The 21,089-nt window shown below is 68.0% G+C and carries 9 protein-coding genes; 6 read left to right on the plus strand and 3 right to left on the minus strand.

Translation table 11 applies throughout. The annotated features are described in order from the left end of the window. Window positions 1-177 precede the first annotated feature (177 nt). The 6 genes from xerC (at window position 178) to ACFWPI_RS16595 (ending at window position 5,773) form a co-directional block, all read left to right on the plus strand. A complete protein-coding gene (gene xerC, locus ACFWPI_RS16570; protein WP_380371605.1) occupies window positions 178-1,212 on the plus strand; it encodes a tyrosine recombinase XerC in 1,035 nt (344 codons plus the stop codon). Window positions 1,213-1,405: 193 nt separating this feature from the next. Further along, entirely contained in the window at window positions 1,406-1,537 is a 132-nt protein-coding gene (locus ACFWPI_RS16575; RefSeq protein ID WP_380371608.1) for a hypothetical protein, read from the plus strand. A gap of 49 nt (window positions 1,538-1,586) precedes the next feature. Then, window positions 1,587-1,895 carry a transposase gene (locus tag ACFWPI_RS16580; RefSeq protein WP_380371611.1) on the plus strand — a complete coding sequence of 103 codons (309 nt, stop codon included), beginning with the start codon at window positions 1,587-1,589 and terminating at the stop codon, window positions 1,893-1,895. Beyond that, the gene (locus ACFWPI_RS16585; RefSeq protein WP_380371613.1) at window positions 1,892-2,506 is read left to right on the plus strand and encodes an IS3 family transposase; all 615 of its coding nucleotides are present in this window, start codon (window positions 1,892-1,894) and stop codon (window positions 2,504-2,506) included. The genes ACFWPI_RS16580 and ACFWPI_RS16585 overlap by 4 nt, the downstream gene beginning before the upstream one ends. After that, the gene (locus ACFWPI_RS16590) at window positions 2,409-2,762 is read left to right on the plus strand and encodes a transposase (protein ID WP_380371751.1); all 354 of its coding nucleotides are present in this window, start codon (window positions 2,409-2,411) and stop codon (window positions 2,760-2,762) included. Before ACFWPI_RS16585 ends, ACFWPI_RS16590 begins: the two co-directional genes overlap by 98 nt. A 425-nt stretch (window positions 2,763-3,187) precedes the next feature. Further along, a complete protein-coding gene (locus ACFWPI_RS16595; protein ID WP_380371615.1) occupies window positions 3,188-5,773 on the plus strand; it encodes a DUF262 domain-containing protein in 2,586 nt (861 codons plus the stop codon). A gap of 215 nt (window positions 5,774-5,988) precedes the next feature. Here ACFWPI_RS16595 and ACFWPI_RS16600 read toward each other — a convergent pair whose 3' ends face one another. Genes ACFWPI_RS16600 through ACFWPI_RS16610 form a run of 3 tightly spaced genes read right to left on the minus strand, consistent with a single transcriptional unit; the run spans window position 5,989 to window position 21,040 of the window. Then, window positions 5,989-8,328 carry a UvrD-helicase domain-containing protein gene (locus tag ACFWPI_RS16600; protein WP_380371618.1) on the minus strand — a complete coding sequence of 780 codons (2,340 nt, stop codon included), beginning with the start codon at window positions 8,326-8,328 and terminating at the stop codon, window positions 5,989-5,991. Continuing rightward, window positions 8,325-15,359 (minus strand): DEAD/DEAH box helicase, encoded by a 7,035-nt coding sequence (locus ACFWPI_RS16605; protein WP_380371620.1) that lies wholly within the window; start codon window positions 15,357-15,359, stop codon window positions 8,325-8,327. The genes ACFWPI_RS16600 and ACFWPI_RS16605 overlap by 4 nt, the downstream gene beginning before the upstream one ends. Continuing rightward, window positions 15,356-21,040: an Eco57I restriction-modification methylase domain-containing protein gene (locus ACFWPI_RS16610; protein WP_380371623.1), complete on the minus strand. Its 5,685-nt coding sequence runs from the start codon at window positions 21,038-21,040 to the stop codon at window positions 15,356-15,358. Before ACFWPI_RS16610 ends, ACFWPI_RS16605 begins: the two co-directional genes overlap by 4 nt. Between the last annotated feature and the right edge of the window lie 49 nt (window positions 21,041-21,089).

The raw sequence follows: 21,089 nt of genomic DNA on the forward strand, positions 1-21,089 counted from the left end.
GATTGGTGCTGGTCATCAGGGGTGGAACTCCTACTCGGGCCCTCTCAGGCTAACCCGACAAAGCGGGATGTCTCACCCAAGGCTGACAGAGAGGGGACGCCGCTGGACGGCAAGCGCCAGACTCGGCGGCGGGGTGGGTTCGCCAGCCGGGCGGAGGCCGCGAGGGAGATGGCGCGGGTGCTGGATGCCGAGTACCGGGGCGTGTACGAGGACCGCACGCTGCGCGTCGGGCTGTTCCTGTACGAGTGGCTGGAGTCGAAGCGGCTGGCGCTTGCCCCGAACACCTGGGCGGGCTACCGGGTGTGCATCGAGCGTGACCTGGTCCCGGCGTTCGGCGGCATGCTGCTCGTCGACCTGCGGCCCAAGCACATCGACGCCTGGGTGAGCACGCAGCTCGCCGCCGGCCGCAGGCGCACCACCGTGCACCACCCGGTGGCCATACTCCGCAACGCCCTGAACCACGCGGTGCGGACGTGGCGGCCGCGCTACAACCCGGCTGAGCACTGCGTTCCAGCCAAACCCCGCGCCGCCGAGCGCGTCTGCTGGACCCCCGATGAGGCCGCGGCGTTCCTGCGGCACAACGCCGAGCACTACGCCGACCGGCTCACCGACCTCTTCGAGGTCATGCTCGGCACCGGCATGCGCCGCGGCGAGATCCTCGCCCTTCACTGGTCCGATGTGCACCTCATGGACCGCCAGCTCTACGTCCGCTGGACACTGACCACCGTGAACAACGGGAAGATCCACCTCGGCGAGCCCAAGACCGAGGCCAGCCGTGCCTGGATCAGCCTCGCCCCCAGAGCCATGGCTGCCCTCCACCGCCAGGCCGACCTCCAGATGGCGGCCCACCCCGACGGCCGCTTCGAAGGACTCGTCTTCGCCCGCCTAGACGGCTCGCCGCTCCGCCCGCAGTGGCTGCTGGACCAGCCCCGCAAGCGCACCGCCGAACTCGGCCTCCCCGTCATTGGCCTACACGACCTGAGCCACACCGCCGCCAGCATCATGATCGCCGCAGGCATCTCCCTCGCCATCGTCTCCAAGACCCTGCAGCACGCCAACCTCGCCATCACCGCCGATCTCTACGGCCACCTCCTCAAGGACTCCGCCGCCGACGCCGTCAAGGCCCTCTCCGCCGCACTCGACCGAGCGGACGTCGGAGTCGTTGGTCAGCACGGTTCCCCTGCCGATCACGGCTTCGGGAAGGCGGCGTGATCGGCGGGTAGGGGATCTCCGGTCGGCCGCCGGCCAGACCGCCGAGCACGCAACCGGCGAGCGGGCTGCCGTGCATCAATCGGAACTACCGATCTGTGCTTCGGTTCGTCCGCCGTGGCCCGGCTGCCTCGAGTGTCGGAGCCATGGAGCAGGATGGGTGCGACTATTCGCTTTTGGGGGAAGGAGGCAGGCCATGGCCACCGACGGCTCCCAGCTGCCTGTGGAGTTCTTGCTCGCCGTCGCGGCCAACGCCGAGCCTGAGTCCACTGCGGCAACGATGGCCGCTGAACAGGTACACGGCATGGCTGGGCTTGATTCGCCTTGACGGACACCCCTGATCAGGGGCTTCGGCCCCGGTAAGGATGATGTCCATCATGGAGAGCTTGGGGAAGAAGAAGCCACGCCCTCGCCGCTCGTTCACGCCGGAGTTCAAGACCGAGATCGTTGAGCTGTGCCGACGCGGTGACCGCTCGGTCGGCCAGGTCGCCAAGGACTTCGACCTGACCGAGACCGCGGTGCGCGACTGGGTGAGACAGGCCGAGGTCGACGCCGGTGATCGCGACGGCCTGACCAGCGACGAGCGCGAGGAGCTGGCGAGGCTGCGGCGGGAGAACCGCCGCCTGCGCGAGGACGTGGACATCCTCCGCCGGGCCACGGCTTTCTTCGCGACGGAGACCCGGTGACGGTGCACCCGTTCATCGAGGCGGAGAAGCAGGTAGGCCACAACGTCAAACGGGCGTGTGAACTGCTCCAGGTCTCCCGAGTCGCCTTCTACGCCCGCCGCACCGAGACCCCCGGCCCCCGCGCCGTGCGCGACGCGGAGCTCACCGAGAAGATCACCAAGGTCCATGAGACCTCCCGCGGCACCTACGGCGCCCCGCGCGTCCACGCCGCCCTGCACCGCCAGGGCACCACCTGCCGCCGCCGAAGGGTCGCACGCCTGATGCGCCAGGCCGGCCTCGAAGGCTGGCACCGAAGACGGCGCCAGCGCACCACGATCCCCGACCCCCACGCCGCCACCCGCCCGGACCTGGTCCTACGCGACTTCCAGCCCCACCCGGCAGCCCTCGACGCGCGCTGGTGCGGCGACATCACCTACATCCCCACCGACGAGGGCTGGCTCTACCTGGCCACCGTCATCGACATCGCCTCCCGCCGCGTCGTCGTGGGCCACCGCCGACCACCTGCGCACCAAACTGGTCGCCGACGCCCTACGGGCCGCCTGCCACACTCGCCGCCTGACTGGTCCGGTGATCTTCCACTCCGATCGCGGCTGCCAATACACCAGCCGTGAATTCGCTGACCTGGCAGCCGAGTTCGGCGTTCAGCTGTCGGTCGGCCGCACCGGCCAGTGCTGGGACAACGCCCTCGCCGAGTCCTTCTTCGCCACCCTCAAGCGGGAGCTGCTCGGCGACCACCCCTGGCCCACCAAGGCCGCAACACGGACCGCGATCTTCGAGTGGATCGAAGCCTGGTACAACATACGCAGACTGCACAGCAGCCTCGGCTACCGCAGTCCCGCCGAATACGAGACCGCCCTGGCGGCCTGACCACCACACCAACGGTGTCCGTCAAAGCGGAGCAAGTTCACCCGACCCCCCGCCCGACAGGGCCCGACCGGAGCAGACGTGGAAGAGCTGGCAGACCAGCGGACGTCCCACGCCCTCCGCTCAGTCGCCCCGGCCGGACCCCGGACGTGATCACTCCCGAATCACCGCGGTGGATTCAGGCTCAGCAGTCGGGCGAAGAACAGCGTTAGGGATTGGCAGGCGAGGCCCACTACCTGCCATGACATCTACGGCAAACTCCCTGGTTGACTCGCCTTGTCGTGGGCTACAGGTACGGTGTCGATCAGATGCTCTCCCCCACCATGTCCCCGCGGGCCACGGCCGGGAGCGCAGGGCTGTATTGAGGGACCACTCCGTGTCCGCGCCAGGGGCGGACACGGGCACGGTTGGAGAGGGGCCAGCACGTCATGGATGCCAGGGAGACCACGTTCCAGCGCCTGATTCAGGGCGACAACCAGTTCCAGATCCCGCTGTACCAGCGCACCTACAGTTGGACCCGAGACGATCACCAGCGCCTCTGGAGCGACCTGATCGAACAGGCTACGGACCTGGCCGTTCCGCGCCCCGGGATCGCTGCCCCGGACAACGAGGAGCCGGTGCGGCATTTCCTCGGGTCCTTGGTCTTGGCTCCCCGGCCGCCAATTCCGGACACGGTGCAGCAATGGGTCGTCATCGACGGCCAGCAGCGGCTGACCACGTTGATGTTGCTCGCGTGCGCCCTCCGCGATCACGTCCGCATTTTCGACGCTCCGAAGGCGGAACTCATTCACCGCCGCTTCCTCGTCAACGAGGAGGACTTCACCGGACTGGACCGGTACCGGCTCCTGCCGACGCAGGCCGACCGCCCTCCCTTCCTGGCGTGCGTCGACGGACAGGCGACGGCAGGTGGGGAGGACAACGTCGGTGCGGCCTATCGCTTCTTCCGCGCGGCGCTGGCCGAGCACGACCCCGTCGGCGACTGGGAGGTTGTCCGGTTCATCGACCTGGCGCTAAGGCACCGGCTGTCCTTGGTCAGCATCACCGCCGGTCCCCGCGACAACGTCTACCGGATCTTCGAGTCGCTCAACAACACCGGCGTCCCGCTGACCCAAGCGGACCTACTGCGCAACTACGTGTTCATGAATCTGCCCAGGCTGAGCAACGAGGTCTACGAGAAACTGTGGCTGCCAATGCAGACGGAGCTCGGGCCCGACCGGATGGTGTCCCTGGCGTGGTTGGACCTGATCCTGCGTGGGGACAGCAGGGCGAAGCAGAGCGAGGTCTACGTACTGCAGCAGCGCCGCCTCTCGGCCGTGGTTGCCTCCGGCGGTGAGCCGGCCCTTCGGGACGAGGTCTCCCGGCTTCGCCGCCTGGGTTCAGTTCTACTGCGCATCACCGAACCAGGCCGCGAGGCTCACCCGGGTCTCCGCGAGGTGCTAACGCGACTGCACGAGTGGGGCAGCGAGGTCCACTACCCTCTGGCTCTCCACATCCTCGATCGGGTCGAGCAGGGCGCGGTCGAGCCTGAGGAGGCCGTCCAGGCGCTCTCCTATGTCGAGAGCTTCCTTGTACGGCGCATGATCTGCTATGTCCGGACCAACAACCTCAACCGCGTGCTCGCCGCGGCTCCTTCCGAGCTCGAGCTGGACCGACCGCTGGCCGAAGCCGTCCACCGGTACCTCTCGGGACCGCGCCGCTACTGGCCGACCGATACCCAGCTGCGGGACGCCGTGCGTACCCAGCCGTTCTACTGGCGCGGAAAGCACGAGCAGAGGTTCTCCGTCCTGCGACGCCTTGAGGAAAGCTACGCGGCAGCGGAACCGGTCGACTTCGAGCGCGCCCGCCTCACCGTCGAGCACATCCTGCCGCAGACTCCGACGCCTGAATGGCTCAAGCTGCTCGCGGAGGAGGTCACCGACGAGGAAGGTCCCGAGGAACTGCACGAGCTTCTCCTGCACACTCTGGGTAACCTCACTCTGACTGGCGAGAACGGGCGACTCTCGAATCACCTGTTCCAGCGCAAGCAGCAGATCCTCGATTCCAGTTCCCTGCGTATGAATCGTGAGATCGCGGCAGCCGATCGCTGGGGCAAGGCCGAGATCCTCGCCAGAGCCGAGCGCCTTGCCAACCGTGCCGCGGTACTCTGGGCTGGTCCCCTACCTGCCGGCTTCGAGGAGACCGACGAACGCAGCGAATGGGCCCTGCTCCGGCAGATCCTGGCGGGAATGCCCACCGGGCATTGGACGACGTATGGGGACGTTGCCGCAGTCATCGGTACCCATCCCCGCCCGCTGGGTACGTATCTGGCCACACGGCGAGGCATTCCGAATCCACACCGGGTTCTGACCGCATCCGGTGTCCCCTCCCCAGAGTTCGCTTGGCTCGACGGACGCACCGAGACGCAGCGGGAGTTGCTCGAACGCGAAGGAGTTCGCTTCCAAGGCGCCCGGGCGGACCTCGCTCAGAGGCTGTATCCGGTGGACCTGGCGGGGCTCGCGGGGATGGAGGCGCCCGAAGCGGCGGTACCTTCCACGACGTCCTCGACCACAGATCGAGGCGCGGCTGCCGGTCGCCCTGCCCGATTCCGGTCCCTGCTGATTGAGCATCAGCCTGACGTCGCAGACGGGGTGCTCACGATTCTGTCCGCTTGGGAGGCGGACGATGGCTGGTTGAGCTATGGATCGACCGAGGAGACGAGCTGTTTCCCGATGCTTCGTAAGGGCGGTGGCGCCCAGGGCGAGATCTGGCCAGTCGCGGTCTACCCCCGCTCCGGTCGGGTCGAGGTGGTGTTCGAGCATCTCAGTCGCCGAGAGCCGTTCACTCGGCCCGAGCTTCTGATAGGGCTACTCGACCGTATCAACGCAGTACCAGGCGTACATCTGAACGTGGATGCCGGGGAAATCATCCGCCGTCGTCCCAGTTTCCCGATCGACGTCCTGAGCGGCGTAGGCCTCGAACGCTTTCGAGACGCCCTCACCTGGTTCTCGACGGAGGTTCGGAAGAGGCAGGATTGAGAGATCACCTCCCCCATGGACTCTTGGAGCTACCGGCGGAACTCATCAGCTTTGTTCATGGGTGAACACGCCGCGAGTTCGGGGCCACGGTGGCGATGACACCGGAGCGTGCGGTTACCTGGAAGCTCTCACGAATCCACCCCGCGCTGGAATCCGACGGGATCCCAGCGCGGGCGCTGTCCTCAGTGAGAATAGGATCGACATCGCCTCGGGGTTTAGGCAGCAGCGGAACCTGAGGGCGGCCCGTCGTCTGTGAGCAGGTCAGTGGTGCTGACGGCCTGCTGGGCGGCGTCCCTGGGGAGGAATCGACTGGCCTTGCCGTTCCAGGTAATGACAAGCTCGTCGCGAGCGCGGGTGGCGGCAACGAAGAGGAGCGATCGGGCACGCTGCTCTTCTTGACGGTAACGCTGGGGGTTGCTCAGGCGATGGGTCTCGATCCGCTGGTGCGGTACCTGTCCGTCGCTGACGCTGGTGAGGAACACCCGCTGGAATTCGAGGCCCTTGAAGCGGTGCATAGTTCCGATCCGCACGCCCTCAGAGCTTCGTGGGCCGTCCTTGCCCAGTTGCGTGGCCGGGATGGAGAACGGCGGATGCGCAAGGATCAGTGCTATCTGAGTTGCCGAAGCGCCATCGGGGACGCTGATGGCCATCGCCTCGTACGGAGTGCCGTGCTGGTCGTGGCGTTCCTTGATGAGGGTGGCCACGGTCCGCATCTCAGTCTGCCAATCGGGTGCCCGGTAGAGCTGCGGGGCTAGGCCGGAGAGCACCGAGCGGTAGCCGTCGAGGGTGTCGATGCCATCGTCGAGGTCGTCGAAGGTCTCGCCGGTGATCAGGCCGTGGGCGCTGCCGAGGATCTGGCGCGTGGTGCGGTAGTTCAGCGTCAGGCGGCGTGAGGCGCGGCCTGGGGTCTTGATGCCGAGCTGGCCCAGGACTACCTGGTGGGAGTAGATGCGCTGGTGGGCGTCGCCGACGAGGAAGATGTCGTTCGATCCGGGCCGGACCATGGCCCGCAGCATGCGCCAGTGGGAGGAGGAGAGGTCCTGGGCCTCGTCGATAACAATGTGCTGGTAACGGGGCTTGAGCCACATTCCGCTGCCGGCCTCGCGGTGGACGAGGTCCAGGCCGCCGTGTTCCTCCTTGTACTGTGTCTGGGCCTCGACGCGGGACATCCGGTGTTCCTCTGTGCGGGCGGCCTGGTCGGCGATCTGCGCGTAGGTGGTCTGGAGCGGCGGTTCGGCGAGCTTGGTCTGGTACGCCTCGACCAGGGCCCAGACGCGTGCGCGCTGGGAGCGCTGGAATTGGCCGCGCCCCTTGCGTGGGGCGCGCATGTACTGCGCGCAGGTGCCGCAGCCCTGGGCGAGGATGACGTGCTTCCACTCCGAGTCGAGGAACTCCACGTCGAACTCATACTCGCCTGCCTCGGTGCACACGGTGTGCCACAGGTTCAGTGCCGTCTCGTCGTCGATCGGCCGCCCCAGGCGCACGCTCGGCTGCTCCTCGACGACCTCGCGGGCGAGCTGGTCGACGGACTTGACGTCGACGCGCCGCAGCAGTTCGGGGCCGCCGAGGAGCTGGAGGCGGTGCCGTAGGTCGGCGGCGAGGTTGGTGTTGTAAGTGGTCAGCAGAACAGGGCGGGTGTGGCCCGGTTGTAGTTGGTCGACGAGGTGGCGCACACGGTGCAGGGCGACGACGGTCTTGCCGGTGCCGGGGCCTCCAGTGACCTTTGCCGACCCCTTGAAGGTAGCGGTGGCCAAGCGCTGCTGTTCGGGGTGCAGGAACAGCCGCCAGGCGTCGAAGCTGGAGCCGAGCGCGTCGAGGACGGCGGCGTCCTCGGTGCTGACCTGGGAGACAGGGCGACGGGCTGCCTGGGCCCAGTCGTGGGGGTCGACCTGCTCGTCGGCCTTCCACTGGCTGGTGATGTGCTGGCGCACGTTGTCGGGGTCCATGCCGCCGTGAAGGGCGAGCAGGACGTCCTTGGTGAGCTCAGGAAGATTGTGAGCGAGCAGGGCGTCGAGCTGATGTGCGTCCGTGAGCTTGCGAAGTGCGGGAAGCAGGGAGGCGATGACGCCGAGGCTGGTGAGCGTGGCGTCGTCGAAGCGGGCGAAGAGTTGTACCGGCAGATTCAGGGTCGGCTGCGACGGCGAGTCCGGCTCTTGAGCCGCCGCTGGCTCGGTGCGTTCGGGCAGGGCGACGACGTTGGCACTTACCTCGGCCTGGTCAACGAGCTCGATGCCGCCGGAGACCGGGTTGATGTCGACGGTCAGGCGCGTGAGCTCGTCGTGCGCAAGGGGGCCTTCGCGCAGGGCGAGAACAGTGAGGCGGTTCTCCTCGGTCTCCAGGAGCAGCGCCATGCGGGTGCTGTCGAGCACAGCCGTGCACAGCTGGCCATTGTCGCCGGCCGCGCGCAACGGGAGCAGGCCCAGCGCACGGTTGGTGCGGTCGGCGCGTAGTCGGCGAACGAAGTCGCCGAGGGCGTCCTTGGCGTCGCGTCCCAGCCGGCGGATGTCCTGGTGGGCCTGGGGTGAGACGGTGACCTGGGTGCTGATCTTGTTCACCGTCCACCTCCGGACGTGGGGGTGGGCCCGGTCGGCTCGCTGAGCAGGGTGAGGAGTTCGTCGATCGTCCAGTCGCCCGGTGCACGCACGTGCCAGCCCGCGCTGCGGCACTGGTCCATGTAGGCGTGGTCGTCGGCGTCCTCGGCCAGGACTACGCCGATCCTGTGATCGGGCCAGGCGAGCTCGATGGGCCGCTCAACGCCGACGATGTCCAGGCCTGCCCGGGCTACCGGGGCTCCCTTGCGATCGGCGAGCAGGCGTGCAAGGGCGCCGACGTCGGGGTCGCCCGTGTAGGACAGTTCCTTGAGGACGATCTGCCACAAGGCACGTTCCAGCTCGGTTTGTGTCTGGTCGGCGGCCACCGGTCCAGGTTCGGGCTCGGCCGGAGGTGCGAAGGTCAGACCGGTGCCGGGGTTGTCGTCGCGCAACGCGGCCAGTAGCCCGGTGGCCTTGTCCGCAGCTGCGGCGCTGGATACCGCAGCCAGCAGTCCGGCGTCGAAGGCGTCGAGGCCGGAGCGGGCGAGTTGCAAGCCGTCAGCGCGTCCGGTGCCGATCGGGTCGAGGAACTGCAGCAGGTTGCCCCAGCAGAGCCATGCCTTCCAGCGGCGGCGGTGTTCGGCGCGATCGCCGTCCACCGCCTGGGTGCGGTCATCCAGGACGGCCAGGCCGCTCCAGCGCAGTCCCTTCGACCGGTCCGCGATCAAGGTGAGCGGGAGACCGGAGGCGTCGCGGACCGCGATCAGTTTGAGGCCGTTGCCGGTGACGGGTGGCCGGGTCTCGTCTCGCAGCGCGGCCTCTATCCAGGGCGTGGCCGCGGCGGGCTGGGAGTCCACCGCGTCGCCGGGGCGGACCCCGTACAGGAGCCCGCCCACGGCGTGGACGGCGAGGTCCTGCCAACGTGCCAGGTCAGGGTTCCGCAGGAATCCCAGGAGTGAGGGGAGGGCTCCGGCGTAGACCAGTTCGTCGAGCTCGAGTGGGTCGCGCCTCGCCTTGCGCCACTGCGCGCGGACCTTGCCACCAGGGCTGGCGTCGCTCGTGGTGTCGTACGGAGGCCAGGCGGCGTCGGCGGCAGGCCCGGCGATCACTGCGGCAAGGGGGTTGACGGGGGCGTCGACGTCGTCGGGGCGGGGCTTCGTCGCGCCGCGGAGGCTCTGTTCCCAGGCCATGACGTCATCCCAGGTGATCTGCCACACCAAGGTGCCGTCCGCGCGCAGTCGGGCGCGCTTCGCGGCGTCGTCCGCGATGCGGTTTGTCTTCGAGGAGGCGTGCCAGCGGTAGCCGTCGAGGTAGATCGCGGCCGCTAGCGGCGGGGCTCCGTCGCCCGTCGTGTCGCCGGCCACCGGGCGCAGCAACAGGTCGGGGCGTGTGGCGTGCTCGGGCAAGTACTTCTGGGCTACGAGCTCCCAGCGGACGGACGGGCCCGCCGGGTCGCCTCGGTGCAGCGTGAACTGCTTGCCAGCGCGTCCGGTTGGTGTCTCGTCGTGGCTCGGGACGGCGTGGTTGTCAGGATCTGCGAGCCAGCGGTCGAGGGCTTCGATGAAGCGGCGTTCCAGGTCACTCTCAGCCTGGTTGGCGAACCGCTGCCGTGCTTCGCCAGTCCCTTCCTTCCGGACGCTCCAGCGGCTGTGGCCGTCAGGGCCGAGGAGCTCGTCGAGCATCCACAGAGCTTCCTGGCGGTCCAGCAGTCGGTAGTCGCGCTGGGGGGCATGGCCGAGCAGGCACAGATGGCAGGCGCGGCGTTGCCCCTCCACACAGGGGCACGTGCGCAGGGCCTGCTGGGCGGCGGCGAGGACAGCTCGGAATTCCTCGCCGTCAGCGTCGGCCAAGCGCTGCAGGTAGCCGGTGCCTCCGGCGAGGGCGTCGTACAGGACGAGGTAGTGGCGGGTCAGGTCGGTGTCGCGGTCGGGTTCGGTGCTGGTCGTGGAGCGGATGTGGGCGGGGTCGCCGCCGTAGCGCAGGCCGATGCCCAGATGCAGGGCAGCGGAGAAGGAGGCCAGGCGTTCCTGGACTTGGAGGGTGGCGGCAGGCAGCAAGATACGCAGGGCCTCGGTGCGGTGCTCGGTGGCAGTGATGACGCGCCGGTCGTCGGGCTGCTGAGGGTGGCTGCGGCTGCGGGTGGGGCACCAGGGGCGATGGTGGGCCAGGTCAGGGCGTCCGGCCAAGGATTCGCTGAGAACTTCCTGAACAGGCGCATTGCCTGGCTCGCGCTCGGTCGCTCCTCCGCACATCGGGCACACGGTGAAGCCCGTGACCGTGACAGGTTGCCCGGCAAACGCGGTGTCGGGTCGGCGCCCATACTTGGCCGGCCCGAGGTTGAAGCGCCGGATGACGGCCTCGCGGACGTGGTCCACACCGAAGGTGGCCTTGGTGTGCCGCCAGGTCTCCTTGATCGCGGCGGGGTCGACGTCGACGGCGGTCGCGATGGTGTAGACGCCGCTGCGGCGGCTGTCGTGGTCGTCGATGATCCGGGCGTCGTCGCGCTTGTCCCGGGAGGTGACCTTGCGGGGCACGATCACGGCCTGCAGGGCTGCCCGCCCGCCGATGCCGGTACCGGTGCAACGCGGGCACGCGGAGGTGTTGCTCTCGGCGTCGCGGGTTCGCACATATCCACAGTCCTGGCATACCCGCCAGATCTGTACGCCTTCCGAGGTGCCGCTCTCGGAGCGACGGGAGCGCGGGCCGAGGTCGAAGCCGTCGATCTCGTGCCGGTAGCCGCGTACGTAGTAGGCGTTGCCGGGCGCGAGTTCGGTGAGCGCGGCCTCGGCGGGGCGCTTATAGGGGCGCAGATCGGTGCGCCACCGGGCTTTCGAGGTCGCCTGATCGTCTTCGGCGTCGGAGTCCCGTTGCTTACGGGCGGGCTCCTTGTGGCTGAGCGTGGCCTCCAGGCACACGCTGTTCTCGACGAGGCTGTAGTTGGGCAACAGGCCCTGCTCTACCAGGAAGCTCTGTGCGCTGGCCTGGCCGAGCTCGTCCAGACGGCGGCTGACGCCTGCGGCTTCGCGTTCCAGGTTGCGCTTCTCGCGGGCCTCGTCCTCGACGTTCTCCTGGAGCTTGTCGGCTGCCTCGTTGATCATCGCGCGGCGGTCCAGCAGTTCGGTGCGCTCGGCTTCCCAGGCATCCTCGGCCTTCGTGAGCTCGACCTGCAGGCCGGCCTCGGCATAGCGGCGCAGGGCCTTGCGGGCGTCGCGGGACACGCCGGCGTCAAGGACACCGTCGATGTCGGGGAAGAGGCAGAGGAACTCCTCGACCAGGTCCATCCGCCCGGCCACCGCCTTGCCGAAGGTCTTGAGCCAGCCGTTGCGGCCGAACAGCGCGGTGACCCGGTCGGGCAACGGCAGGGCGCCCTCGATTCGGCCCCGGGCCGTGAGGTCGACCAGGTGGGCGGTGTACTGGCGGCGCAGCAGCTCCACCGCGGAGAGGAAACACCCAGGGGGCAGGATGCGCCCGGCAATGAGCTGGCGCGGATCGGCGAGGTGGTAGAGGGCGCGCGGGCTGGTGTCTGCGATGCTCACCATCAGCGCGTTGCCCGTCGAACGCCCGGCCCGGCCCACCCGCTGGACGTATCCTGCGGTGGACGACGGCAGGGAGGCGAGGATGACCGCCTCCAACTGGCCGATGTCGATCCCGAGTTCCAAGGTCGGGGTGCAGGACAGCACGTTGGGGTCGGTGTGGCGGCCGTTGCCCTGCCGGAAGCCCTTCTCGACGGCTTCGCGCTCCTTGCGGGTCAACACACCAGTGTGCTCGGCGGCGACCACGCTGTACGGCTCGGATTCCCGGTACAGGCGACGGTAGTAGTCGGAACGGAAGTCCCGCGCTGCGCGCCCCTCCGCGCTGGACGAGGGCATCACCAGCGCGCCCTCGCAGCGCTTCAGGGGACAGGGCAGCCCCTGCCACACCGGAACCCGGTCCGGATGGACGGTCTGCGTCCACCCGCACTCGGGGCAGGTCACAGCGGCCTTGGCGGTCTGGGTGTCGTCCAGCGGACGCACCCGGACATGACCAGCCGTCAGCCCGTACACCCCATGGTCGTGGTTCTGGCCGCCCGAACGCCCCTCGCCAGTGCGCCGGTGCGCGAGCGCTTCGAGGTCCGTTCCGGCCAGCCGCGGTACCAGGTCGGCCAGGTAGGCGGCAGCCTCGCTGTGGTCGAGTCCGAGGCAGCGGTGGGTGAAGTCGGCGTACCAGCTGTCTTTGGAGTCGGCCCGCTCGAAGTCGGTGCGCCCCGAGTGGGAACCCACCAGCAGGAACGACGGCGCGTCAGAGCCGCGTCCGAAGGCAGGCATGCCCTCGGGGCGGCCGGTCCAGATGGGGTAGCGGGTGCGGCCCTCCTCGTCGACGTAGGTGTGCAGCCAGGCATGCTGGATGCCACCGCTCTGCCGCAGATGCTCCAGCAGGCCACGTACGTAGCCTTCGAAGCGGCGGTCGCGGTCGATCCCGGCCGACGGCAGCGGGTGCTTCATCGCCGCAGCGGCCGGGTCGTCGATCCCGTCCAGGACCTGGCGGCGGTCCAGATGCACCTGGAAAAGCGCCTCGGCGGTCTTCGCCGCCCGAGCCGGGTCCTTGACGTAGACCTCGGCGGCGACGGTCCGAGTGAGTTCAAGAGTGCGACCCATCCGGGAGTACAGTCCGAACTCCAGAAGGGTGTTGAACGCCAAGCGCTCACCGACCAACGTCCAGGTGCTGGCGGGGATGCGCTTCTTCTTGTCCAGCAGCCGTGCCACTCGGTCCACGTCATGCAGATCCGGCGGGACGACGGATGCCAGCAGGTTCTCCTCCGGCACGGCGGCGCGACTCACCAGTGAAGCGATCAACTCGTTGAGCGGAAGGCCGTTTTCGCGGAAGTCGTCGGTGTCCAGCGCGCGCCACCGCAACTGCTCGTGGATCAAGGAGCGCAGTGAGAACTTCCAGGCCCGGCTCGCCACGAACCCGGCCCGGTGCGCGGCATCCTGCACCGAGTCGTTGAAGATCAAAGTTCGACGGCGATCTTGCCCCTTCGCGTCCTTACTGGGCAGCTCACCACCGGTGAACAACTGCGTCACGACCACAGAGGCCAGCGGAGCGACACCGGCACCCAGGAAGCGGATGCCCTGCGCCTGGCCGCAGGCCGGGCAGCGTTCGTTCTTCGAGTAGTCGTCGGCCTCGGGGTTGTCGTACCAGGCGAGGACGTAGACGCCGTTCTCCGGCGCGGTCGCGATCAGCCCGCCGTCCAGCAGAACCTCGTCCGGGTCGATGCGGCGCAGCGCCTCGCCGGTATTCTCCAGGACCAGGACGGTTGCGTCATGGCTGGCCGCTCTGCGTCCCCGGCGCTCTCGCTGCTGCAGGATGGCTCGTGCCTGCTCAGCTGCCTCGGCCGGCGTCGCGGACACCAACGCTCGCACCCGTGCCTTGATCGGACCACCCGCGGCGCTGCGCCGGTAGATCTCGTCGGGATCACTGATCAGCGCGGCGGGATTGCGCTCCGGGGAGATCGCCGCCCACCCGGAGCGGCCGCAGTCGCGGCAGTACACGGACGGCAGACGACCTGCGCGGGTGGCTTGGCTCTGGCTTCGCTGCGGCCGGGCACTTTGGCTGGTGATCGCGGCCTGGTCGGCGTCCGACCAGGAGAACACCGGCTCGGGTGCGACGAACCGCAGCACGCGGGAAAGCGCACGCACCCACAGATGCGTCTCGACCAGCAGCAGCGGGCGCTCGCGGTCGGCCGGCGCGGACGGGTCGCGGGCGACCGAGATGAGCGCGATCAGGCGGGCCAGCGCGGCGGCAGCCGTGGTCGGGTCCTGGGCAGCGGTGGTACGCCAGGCAGAGGTGGGATCGAACGCGGCGAGAGCTTCGGCGGACGTCAATGGAGCGTCAACGTCAGCGCGCAGCAAGGCATGGACCAGTGGATGCTTCAGCAGGCGGCTGCCCAGCTCACGCGGGTCGGTGGTATCGCAGCCGACGACGGCCTCGGCGATCCGGTCCAGCGCGTGCGGCGCGCGAGCGGGGTCGGGGAGCGCGGCCAGGGCGGCAGCAGTCGGATGAGGAAGCGTCAGGTCGAGCGGGGAAAGGAAGGAGTTGAGATCACGACGGTCCTCCCCCACTACTGAATCGTCGGGGAAGCGCACACCGAAGACCTGCGAGGCGACGTCCAGCATCGGACGGGCCGACGTGACACCGCTGGGCAAAACGGTTCCCGTCTCGGGTGAAGCCGGCTTCGCGGCGGCTGGGGTCTCGCCCAGGGTTGCCGACGTCGCAACCGGGCAGATCCCGCCCAGCGGGCGCCCAGGCTCGGAGGCTCCCACAGCAGCGGCCAGTCGTCGCAGCAGCATCGCCACGTCCGTGCCCTGGGCGCCGTCGTAGGTGTGGAACTCGTCGATCACGATGTAGGCGAGGTCCGCGTCGAGCCACAGCGGGGCGTCATGCTGACGCTGCAACAGCAGGTCCAACATCTTGTAGTTGGTGATCAGGACGTCCGGCGGATTGCGCCGAATCTCCTGCCGGTCCACCATGACTCGCTTGTACGGTGAGGCGGCACGCGAGGCGCCCGCCTCACCGATGTAGAGCCCTGCGGTGACCTCCGCCAGACGCGGGTCCTCCAGCAGATCGCCGATCCGGTCCGCCTGGTCGCCGGCCAGGGCGTTCATCGGGTAGAGCAGGATCGCCTTGATCCCGGCCCGGCCCTGCTGCCGAGCACGGCGGCAGTGGTCCAGGACGGGAATGAGGAACGACTCCGTCTTACCCGAGCCGGTGCCGGTGGTCACCAGGGTCGGCGAGGGGATGTGGCCGCCCTTGGTCGTCAGCCGCGCGAACGCCTCCGCCTGATGCGCGTACGGCCAGAAGCCGTCCTGCCACCAGTCCAAGTGCTCCTGCCAGCCCGCGTCAGCCGAGCGGAAGGGACGGCGGATACGCAGGTACGGGCCACGGAACAGTCCGTCGGCGGGGTCGGTGAGGAGCTCCGTCAGCGCGTCCTGGGTATCCGGCTCGGCCAGCGCGAACGTCGTGGTCAGATACTCAACGGTCGTATCGCGCAGCGCCTGCGCAGCAAGTGTGGGCCTCATGACGCGGAACCGCCCCCCGTGATGTCCGAGTGTTCGGATGACGATGTTCCAGATTCCCGGAGTCCATCGCTCGACTCGAACGTATTGGCTGCCACTGACAGGCCAGGCTTCGACCCTCCCGGGACCCAGCCTGCGGCGTGCATGCGGTTGGTGAACTCGGCGTGCGCGGCGCGCATCTCCACCTCGCGATTGGCGCGGTAGAGAGGGCTGGCGTAGCCGGTGGGGACGTTCGCCGCGAACGGGAAGTCCGGGTGGGAGCTGAGCTGCTTCCAGGCGTCCTTGGGCTGGCCATAGCCGTGGACCTCGGAGTCCTCCGCGATTCGGCGGCCTGCGGCGTCGAACCACATGTTGTCCTCACGCGGGACTAGTACAGGGAACCGTGAGCGATACATCGCGACCAGTTCGTCGGCACCGATACCAAGCCAGACAGACACCAGGGCATCGAGTTCAACGAGGGCAGCCCGGCGTTCACGTTCACTACGCAATGGTGTGGTGGCAGTCCAGTCAGGGGTGACGTTGCATGCCAGATCCCCAAGCCCCGGCCAAGAGGCTGCCCAGGTGTCCTGATGCCATGAGTCTGTATAGAGCTCACGCCACAACGAAGCGAACGCACTCGTCTGACAATTGAGGCGCAGAGTACGCAGTAGTAGGGTCTCGGCCAACGGATGCCCGTCTGTCGGGCCTGGCAGCGTCTTGGCCTGGTTGATCCGGAGGTCGCGCAGACCGGTCACGCGAATGTAGTAGTCGAGTGGCAACGCCGCCATGAAGCCAGCGGCCAGGACCGTGCCTCGGAGGCTGGAGGCAGACATCGTGTTGACCAGGTCGACATGTACTGGCCCGGAAGGTACGAGGGCCGAGACGAGACTGCGTTCAGTGTTCAAGGGGATCCGACGTCTCCAACCGACACGAACAAACTCGGAGTACGGACGCTTGCTAGCTTCACGCAGCAGCGCAGTCGCAAGAGTCCGCCGATCCTCCGCATCGAGATCAGGATGGGTCGCGATCACATCGGACTCGGCTGCCGCCACCGCAGCCGCATCGGCCTGAAGTTGATCAAACCGGCCATAGTCAACCCACCGCTCCTGGGCCGCAACGAACCGAGAGGCCCCGCCGGCTGGCCGGTAGTTAGTTCGCGGAACGGCATCGGTAGCAAGGTTGACGTGGTCCCACGAGCCGTAGTCCCGCATGCTCTTCGAGCCGCCCGGAGGCGGTTGCTTCCCATACGGCGTAGCAATCGTGATCGTCGGTGCCTGCAGGATCACCTCGTTCCAACTCTCAACGGCGCCCGGATCCCAGGTGAAGTAGCCCGCCGTCCGATCCGTCTTCTCGTTGAAGCCAGAACTGATGCGCGGATTGAGAGACCGGAGCCGATGCGGCCACTTAGCCAGGGCGGCAATAGCTGACTCCTCTGCACTTGTAACCGGGAACAGTAGCTTCGCTTCCGAGGCAGGCGGCGGTACTTCCTCACCGGCCAAGTCGAGCCAGTCCGACAAAGTTGCGGGGGTCACCGTGATGATGCGTTCCCGGTGAGGGCGCAGATCCCATGCGCCATCGTGTTTGATGCCCGGGAGCGGGCCAGTCCCATCGTGGCGAGTGGAACGGAGCAGCACTTGCGGATGCAGCAGCCAGCTCATGTGCTGGAATCGAATTTCCTGCGCGCCGCCGTATACGTTAATGCTGAAGTGACTGCTGTTGCCCACTGGGTTGGCAAAGAGCAGCAGCTCGTTCGTGAAGTCGGCATGGAATCTCAGATGCCTGTAAGCCGCCCATCGCAGCGCGCCCTCCTTCGCCCCAGTCAAGTGAGTGGAAGGGTGCAGAAGTCCCGCAACACCTCGTTCGCCGATCGCACACCACACCTGAAGCATGAACGCCCGATACATGTCCGGGCGCGTCCCCGCAAGCTCGGGATACGTGTCTGGTGCAGACAGGAAGCTGGAGATTGCCGCCACACAGGCTAGTTCATCTAGGTAGGTCGAGCGCTTCCCTGGATGATTGAGGATGCCTTCCTTCAGATCGGCTCTCTGCTTGATCCCGGGCTTTTCGGCCAGCTTGAACCACGGCTCGAACTCCGCCAGTACGCCGTCCTCGTCCCACTCCTGACGGACCCACGGCGGGTTCCCGACCATGAGGTCGAATCCGCCGTCCGCGAATACGTGCGCGAACTCCAACTCCCAGTGGAAGAAGCCGCGCTCGCGCGCGATCCGGTACGCCGTCCCATACCAAGGGAATAGGTCGCCCAGGTCATAGGGTTCCTCCCACGCCGTGGCGTCGATCATCTGCGCGTCGAGGTTCCGTTCCGCCTCGTCCAGCTGTTCCAGATCGGTAACCTCGGCGACCTCGAAGAACGACACCTTCTGCTTCCCCGAGTCGACGTCCACCCGCCCCACCACGGCTTCGGCGAACTCGATCCAATCGTCCAGGGACTTCAGTGCGGTCTTGCGTCCCGGGTAGCCCTTCTTGATCTTCGTCAGATCGATGTCGCCCTTGAAGTACCGCGCACGGTCGGTGCCGTTGAGCAGCCCGACCTCCTCCAGCGGCCAGAACCACAGCGCGCACCAGGCGTCCATGACCTGCCGCAGCCGCCAATACGGACTGCCCTCGGCGTGCAGTGCCGCCAGCACCGCGTCGCGGTCCATGGCCAGTCCACCGGCAGCGACACGCGTCTTCGCGAGCACGTCGGCACTCGCGCCCCACACACCCACCGTGCGAGCGATCTCCTGTTCCGACAGCTGCAGCCGCTTGACGACCAGCCGCCAGAGGTACTCGACCCGCTGGGCAAGCGCCATCAGTCGGCCGACCTGCGCGCTCTGCTCGCTCTCCTCCTGCCGTACCTCTGTCCGCTGGACGCGCTTGGCCGCGGCCATCCCCCGCCCGCCGCTCGCCGACCCGCTGAGGTCCAGGGCGCCCTGCTGCCACGTATCGAAGCCAAGGTCCAGTGCCCCCTGCCCGTGCTCGTCCTCGAACGGCAGCGCCACGTCAGCCGTGACGGTCGCAGGCGCCGCCTTCCGCGCTACCGCAGCTTTCTTCGCCGCGCCCCCACCCTTCGGCGCGCGGCGAAGCCTCGCCCGCCATTTCGTCATCGCCTCGATGATCTCGGGTTCGAGCCACTCGGCCTCGACCCCGGCCACCACACTCGTCTCGGTCTGGTCGGCCGCGCCCTTCTTCGGCTTGCGCACCGACACGTCGTCGACCACCGACCCCCACCCCAGCGCAGGCAGCAGGAACTGGTGCACCGCCTGCCCGGGCAGTGGCTGCCCAAGCGGTACCTCCTTCGGCGCGGCCTGTCCCTTACTCCTGAGCCATCCGCCCTCATGCAGGGCGTTTCCCGGATACACCTTCCGTGACGCGCCGATGAGCGAATTGCCCCGGTGCAGGTGCAGCCCGTACCAGGGGGCCTTCATCCCCGGGTACATGGTGTTGAGCCACAGCGAGATCTCCGCCAGCTCCACCGCCGTGTCGTTGAGGTCAACCCCGTAGGCGTTGTGCAGGGCGATGTACGCCTTGGCCTTCTGGAACTCCCGCTGGTACTCCTCGGGGTCGATCTGCACTCCCCGCTCGCGCTCGGCCAGGCGCAGGTATAGCTCGGCGAGCTGGTTCACCGCCTCGTTGAGGAACGCGCCCGACCCCAGCGCCGGCTCGCACACCCGCCAACGCAGCACGTCCGCCGCGTTCACCCATGCCTTCTCCGGCTCCTTCGGGTCGACCTTTCCCTCCGGGTCTAGTCGGAACCGCAGGGCCTGCTCGACGGTGGCCTGGGTCAGGGACTCGGGCGTGTAGTACGAGGCGCTGGTCTGCCGGTCGCGGCCCGCGAGCCGGTAGACATACGTACCCACCGGGTACGTCGCGGACTCCTCCTCGCGGGTCTCCTTGTTGACCGTCCGCTTCACGAAGACGCTGTCGCCCGGCGTGTCCGGGTAGCGTCCGGAGGCGACCTGACTGCCCGTGATCAGCCAGGACCCAGCCTCCGGGTCGCCGTCCTTGGCGACCTCGTACTTCACCTCGTCCATGATGAACCCGGTGTAGGACATCAGGCCCTCGTACACGGCACCGAGGTGATTGATGCTCAGGTTGGCGTAGGAAATGAAGCCGCCCCTGCCGTATCGGCCCTTGCCCTCGATCAGGGTGAGGTGGCGCAGCACCTTGTGCAGGACATCATTGCGCAACCGCAGGTCCAGCATCTCAGGGCCATTGCCGGCGCCGCGGCTGGGCGCGGAGAGCTTCTGCCCGACGAGCCTTATCGACATGGGGTCGAACAACCGCGAGCGCAGCGCCTCGATCCGCACGCCCTCCTGCCCGTCGTCACCGCTGATTTCCGCCGCTTCCCCCATATCCAACGCGTCACGCGTGGAGACGGTCTCGGCTACGGGATGGCCTGTGAAGACCTTGTCGAAGAGCAGCGCCAGCGAGTCGTGGAAGTGGTGTCCGCGCCGGGCCCGGCTGTCCGTCAACTTCTCCGGGATCACCAGTTCCCGCAGGCGGCTGACGCTGTATCCGGTGACGTACTCCTCGCTCTTCATCGGCAGGATATCGAGCTCCGGCCGGGCCTCCGCGTACAACAGGAACAGGATCCGGTACAGGTACCGGAGCGACTCCGTCGTCAGCAGCTTGGGCAGGTCGCCAGGCTCCTTGAGGACGTCGGGCAGCCACGCGGCAAGGTCCTCGACCCGTACCTTCTGCTCCCGGACGAGGGTCAGCACCTCGTTGGCGATGAGCTGGACCGAAGCCTGCAGACCCTTGCGCAGGTCGCCGGTGACACCGACCGAGTGATCACGGGATTCCGCGACGAAGCGGGCGATGTCGTCCTCTTTGCCGTCCTCCTTGGGACGCAAGGAGTCTGCTCCGAAGAGCGCGGCGATGACGTCGAGCTCCCCGGCGTTGGCGCCCTTGGCACCCTTGCGGGGCAGCGCGACGTCAAGGCTGACAGCGAGGTACCGGCCCCGGGCGAAGTGCTCCCGGTCGGCGAGGACCATCACACCGCCGAAGAGCAGCAAGGCATAGCGCGGCGGATTGTCCGCGCTGAGCAGCCAGGCGGCGAGGTCGGTGACGGTCGTCAGGGTCTTGCCGGAGCCGACGCGGACCGGGGCGGGCAGTCGGCCCGCCGCCCCGCCGCTTCCATCCTCTCCGCCACCGCGCACCTGATCCACGGAAGTGGCGAAGCCGCCAGTGAGTACAACGAGTTGGTCCTCGCTGAGGGCGACGGGCACTGCCACCACCCCGGCTGGACTGTGGACGATGCGCAGGCCGGGAGCAGGGTTGTAGCCCAGGGCACGCAGGAGCCGGTCGTGCCATCCAGCCAGGGCCGTACGCCATTCACCCTCGGGGCTGCTGTCGCCCGCCCAGGCGGCGCCGGACTTGCGGTTCGCGTGCGCGACGGCGGCGGCCAGTTCGTCGTGTTCCAGGGATCGCTGCGACTTCAGCACCTCGGCGCCGGCCTGCTGGACGGCGACCGCAAACACGTCCTCGGTGGCGTTGAACTTGCCCGCAGCGTCGCGAAGTGCGGCGCGAGCGGTGAGGTAGGGCGCCGACAGGTTGCGCAGGCCCTGCCGTGGGGTGTCCTCCCCCGCGCGTTCCTTGGCGGTCCACTGCTTGAGGGGACCGTTCTTGAGCTGCGTGGGCAGGATCTCGTCGAGGTAGAAGGCGGGGAAGTACTCGCCCTCGTTGACCAGGGAGTCGTACGTCACGCCTGTTCCTCCTGCCCGCTACCGCGGTTACTCATAACATCGTTGGCGC

The sequence above is a fragment of the Kitasatospora sp. NPDC058492 genome (genome assembly GCF_042720685.1).
Classification (GTDB): Bacteria; Actinomycetota; Actinomycetes; order Streptomycetales; family Streptomycetaceae; genus Kitasatospora.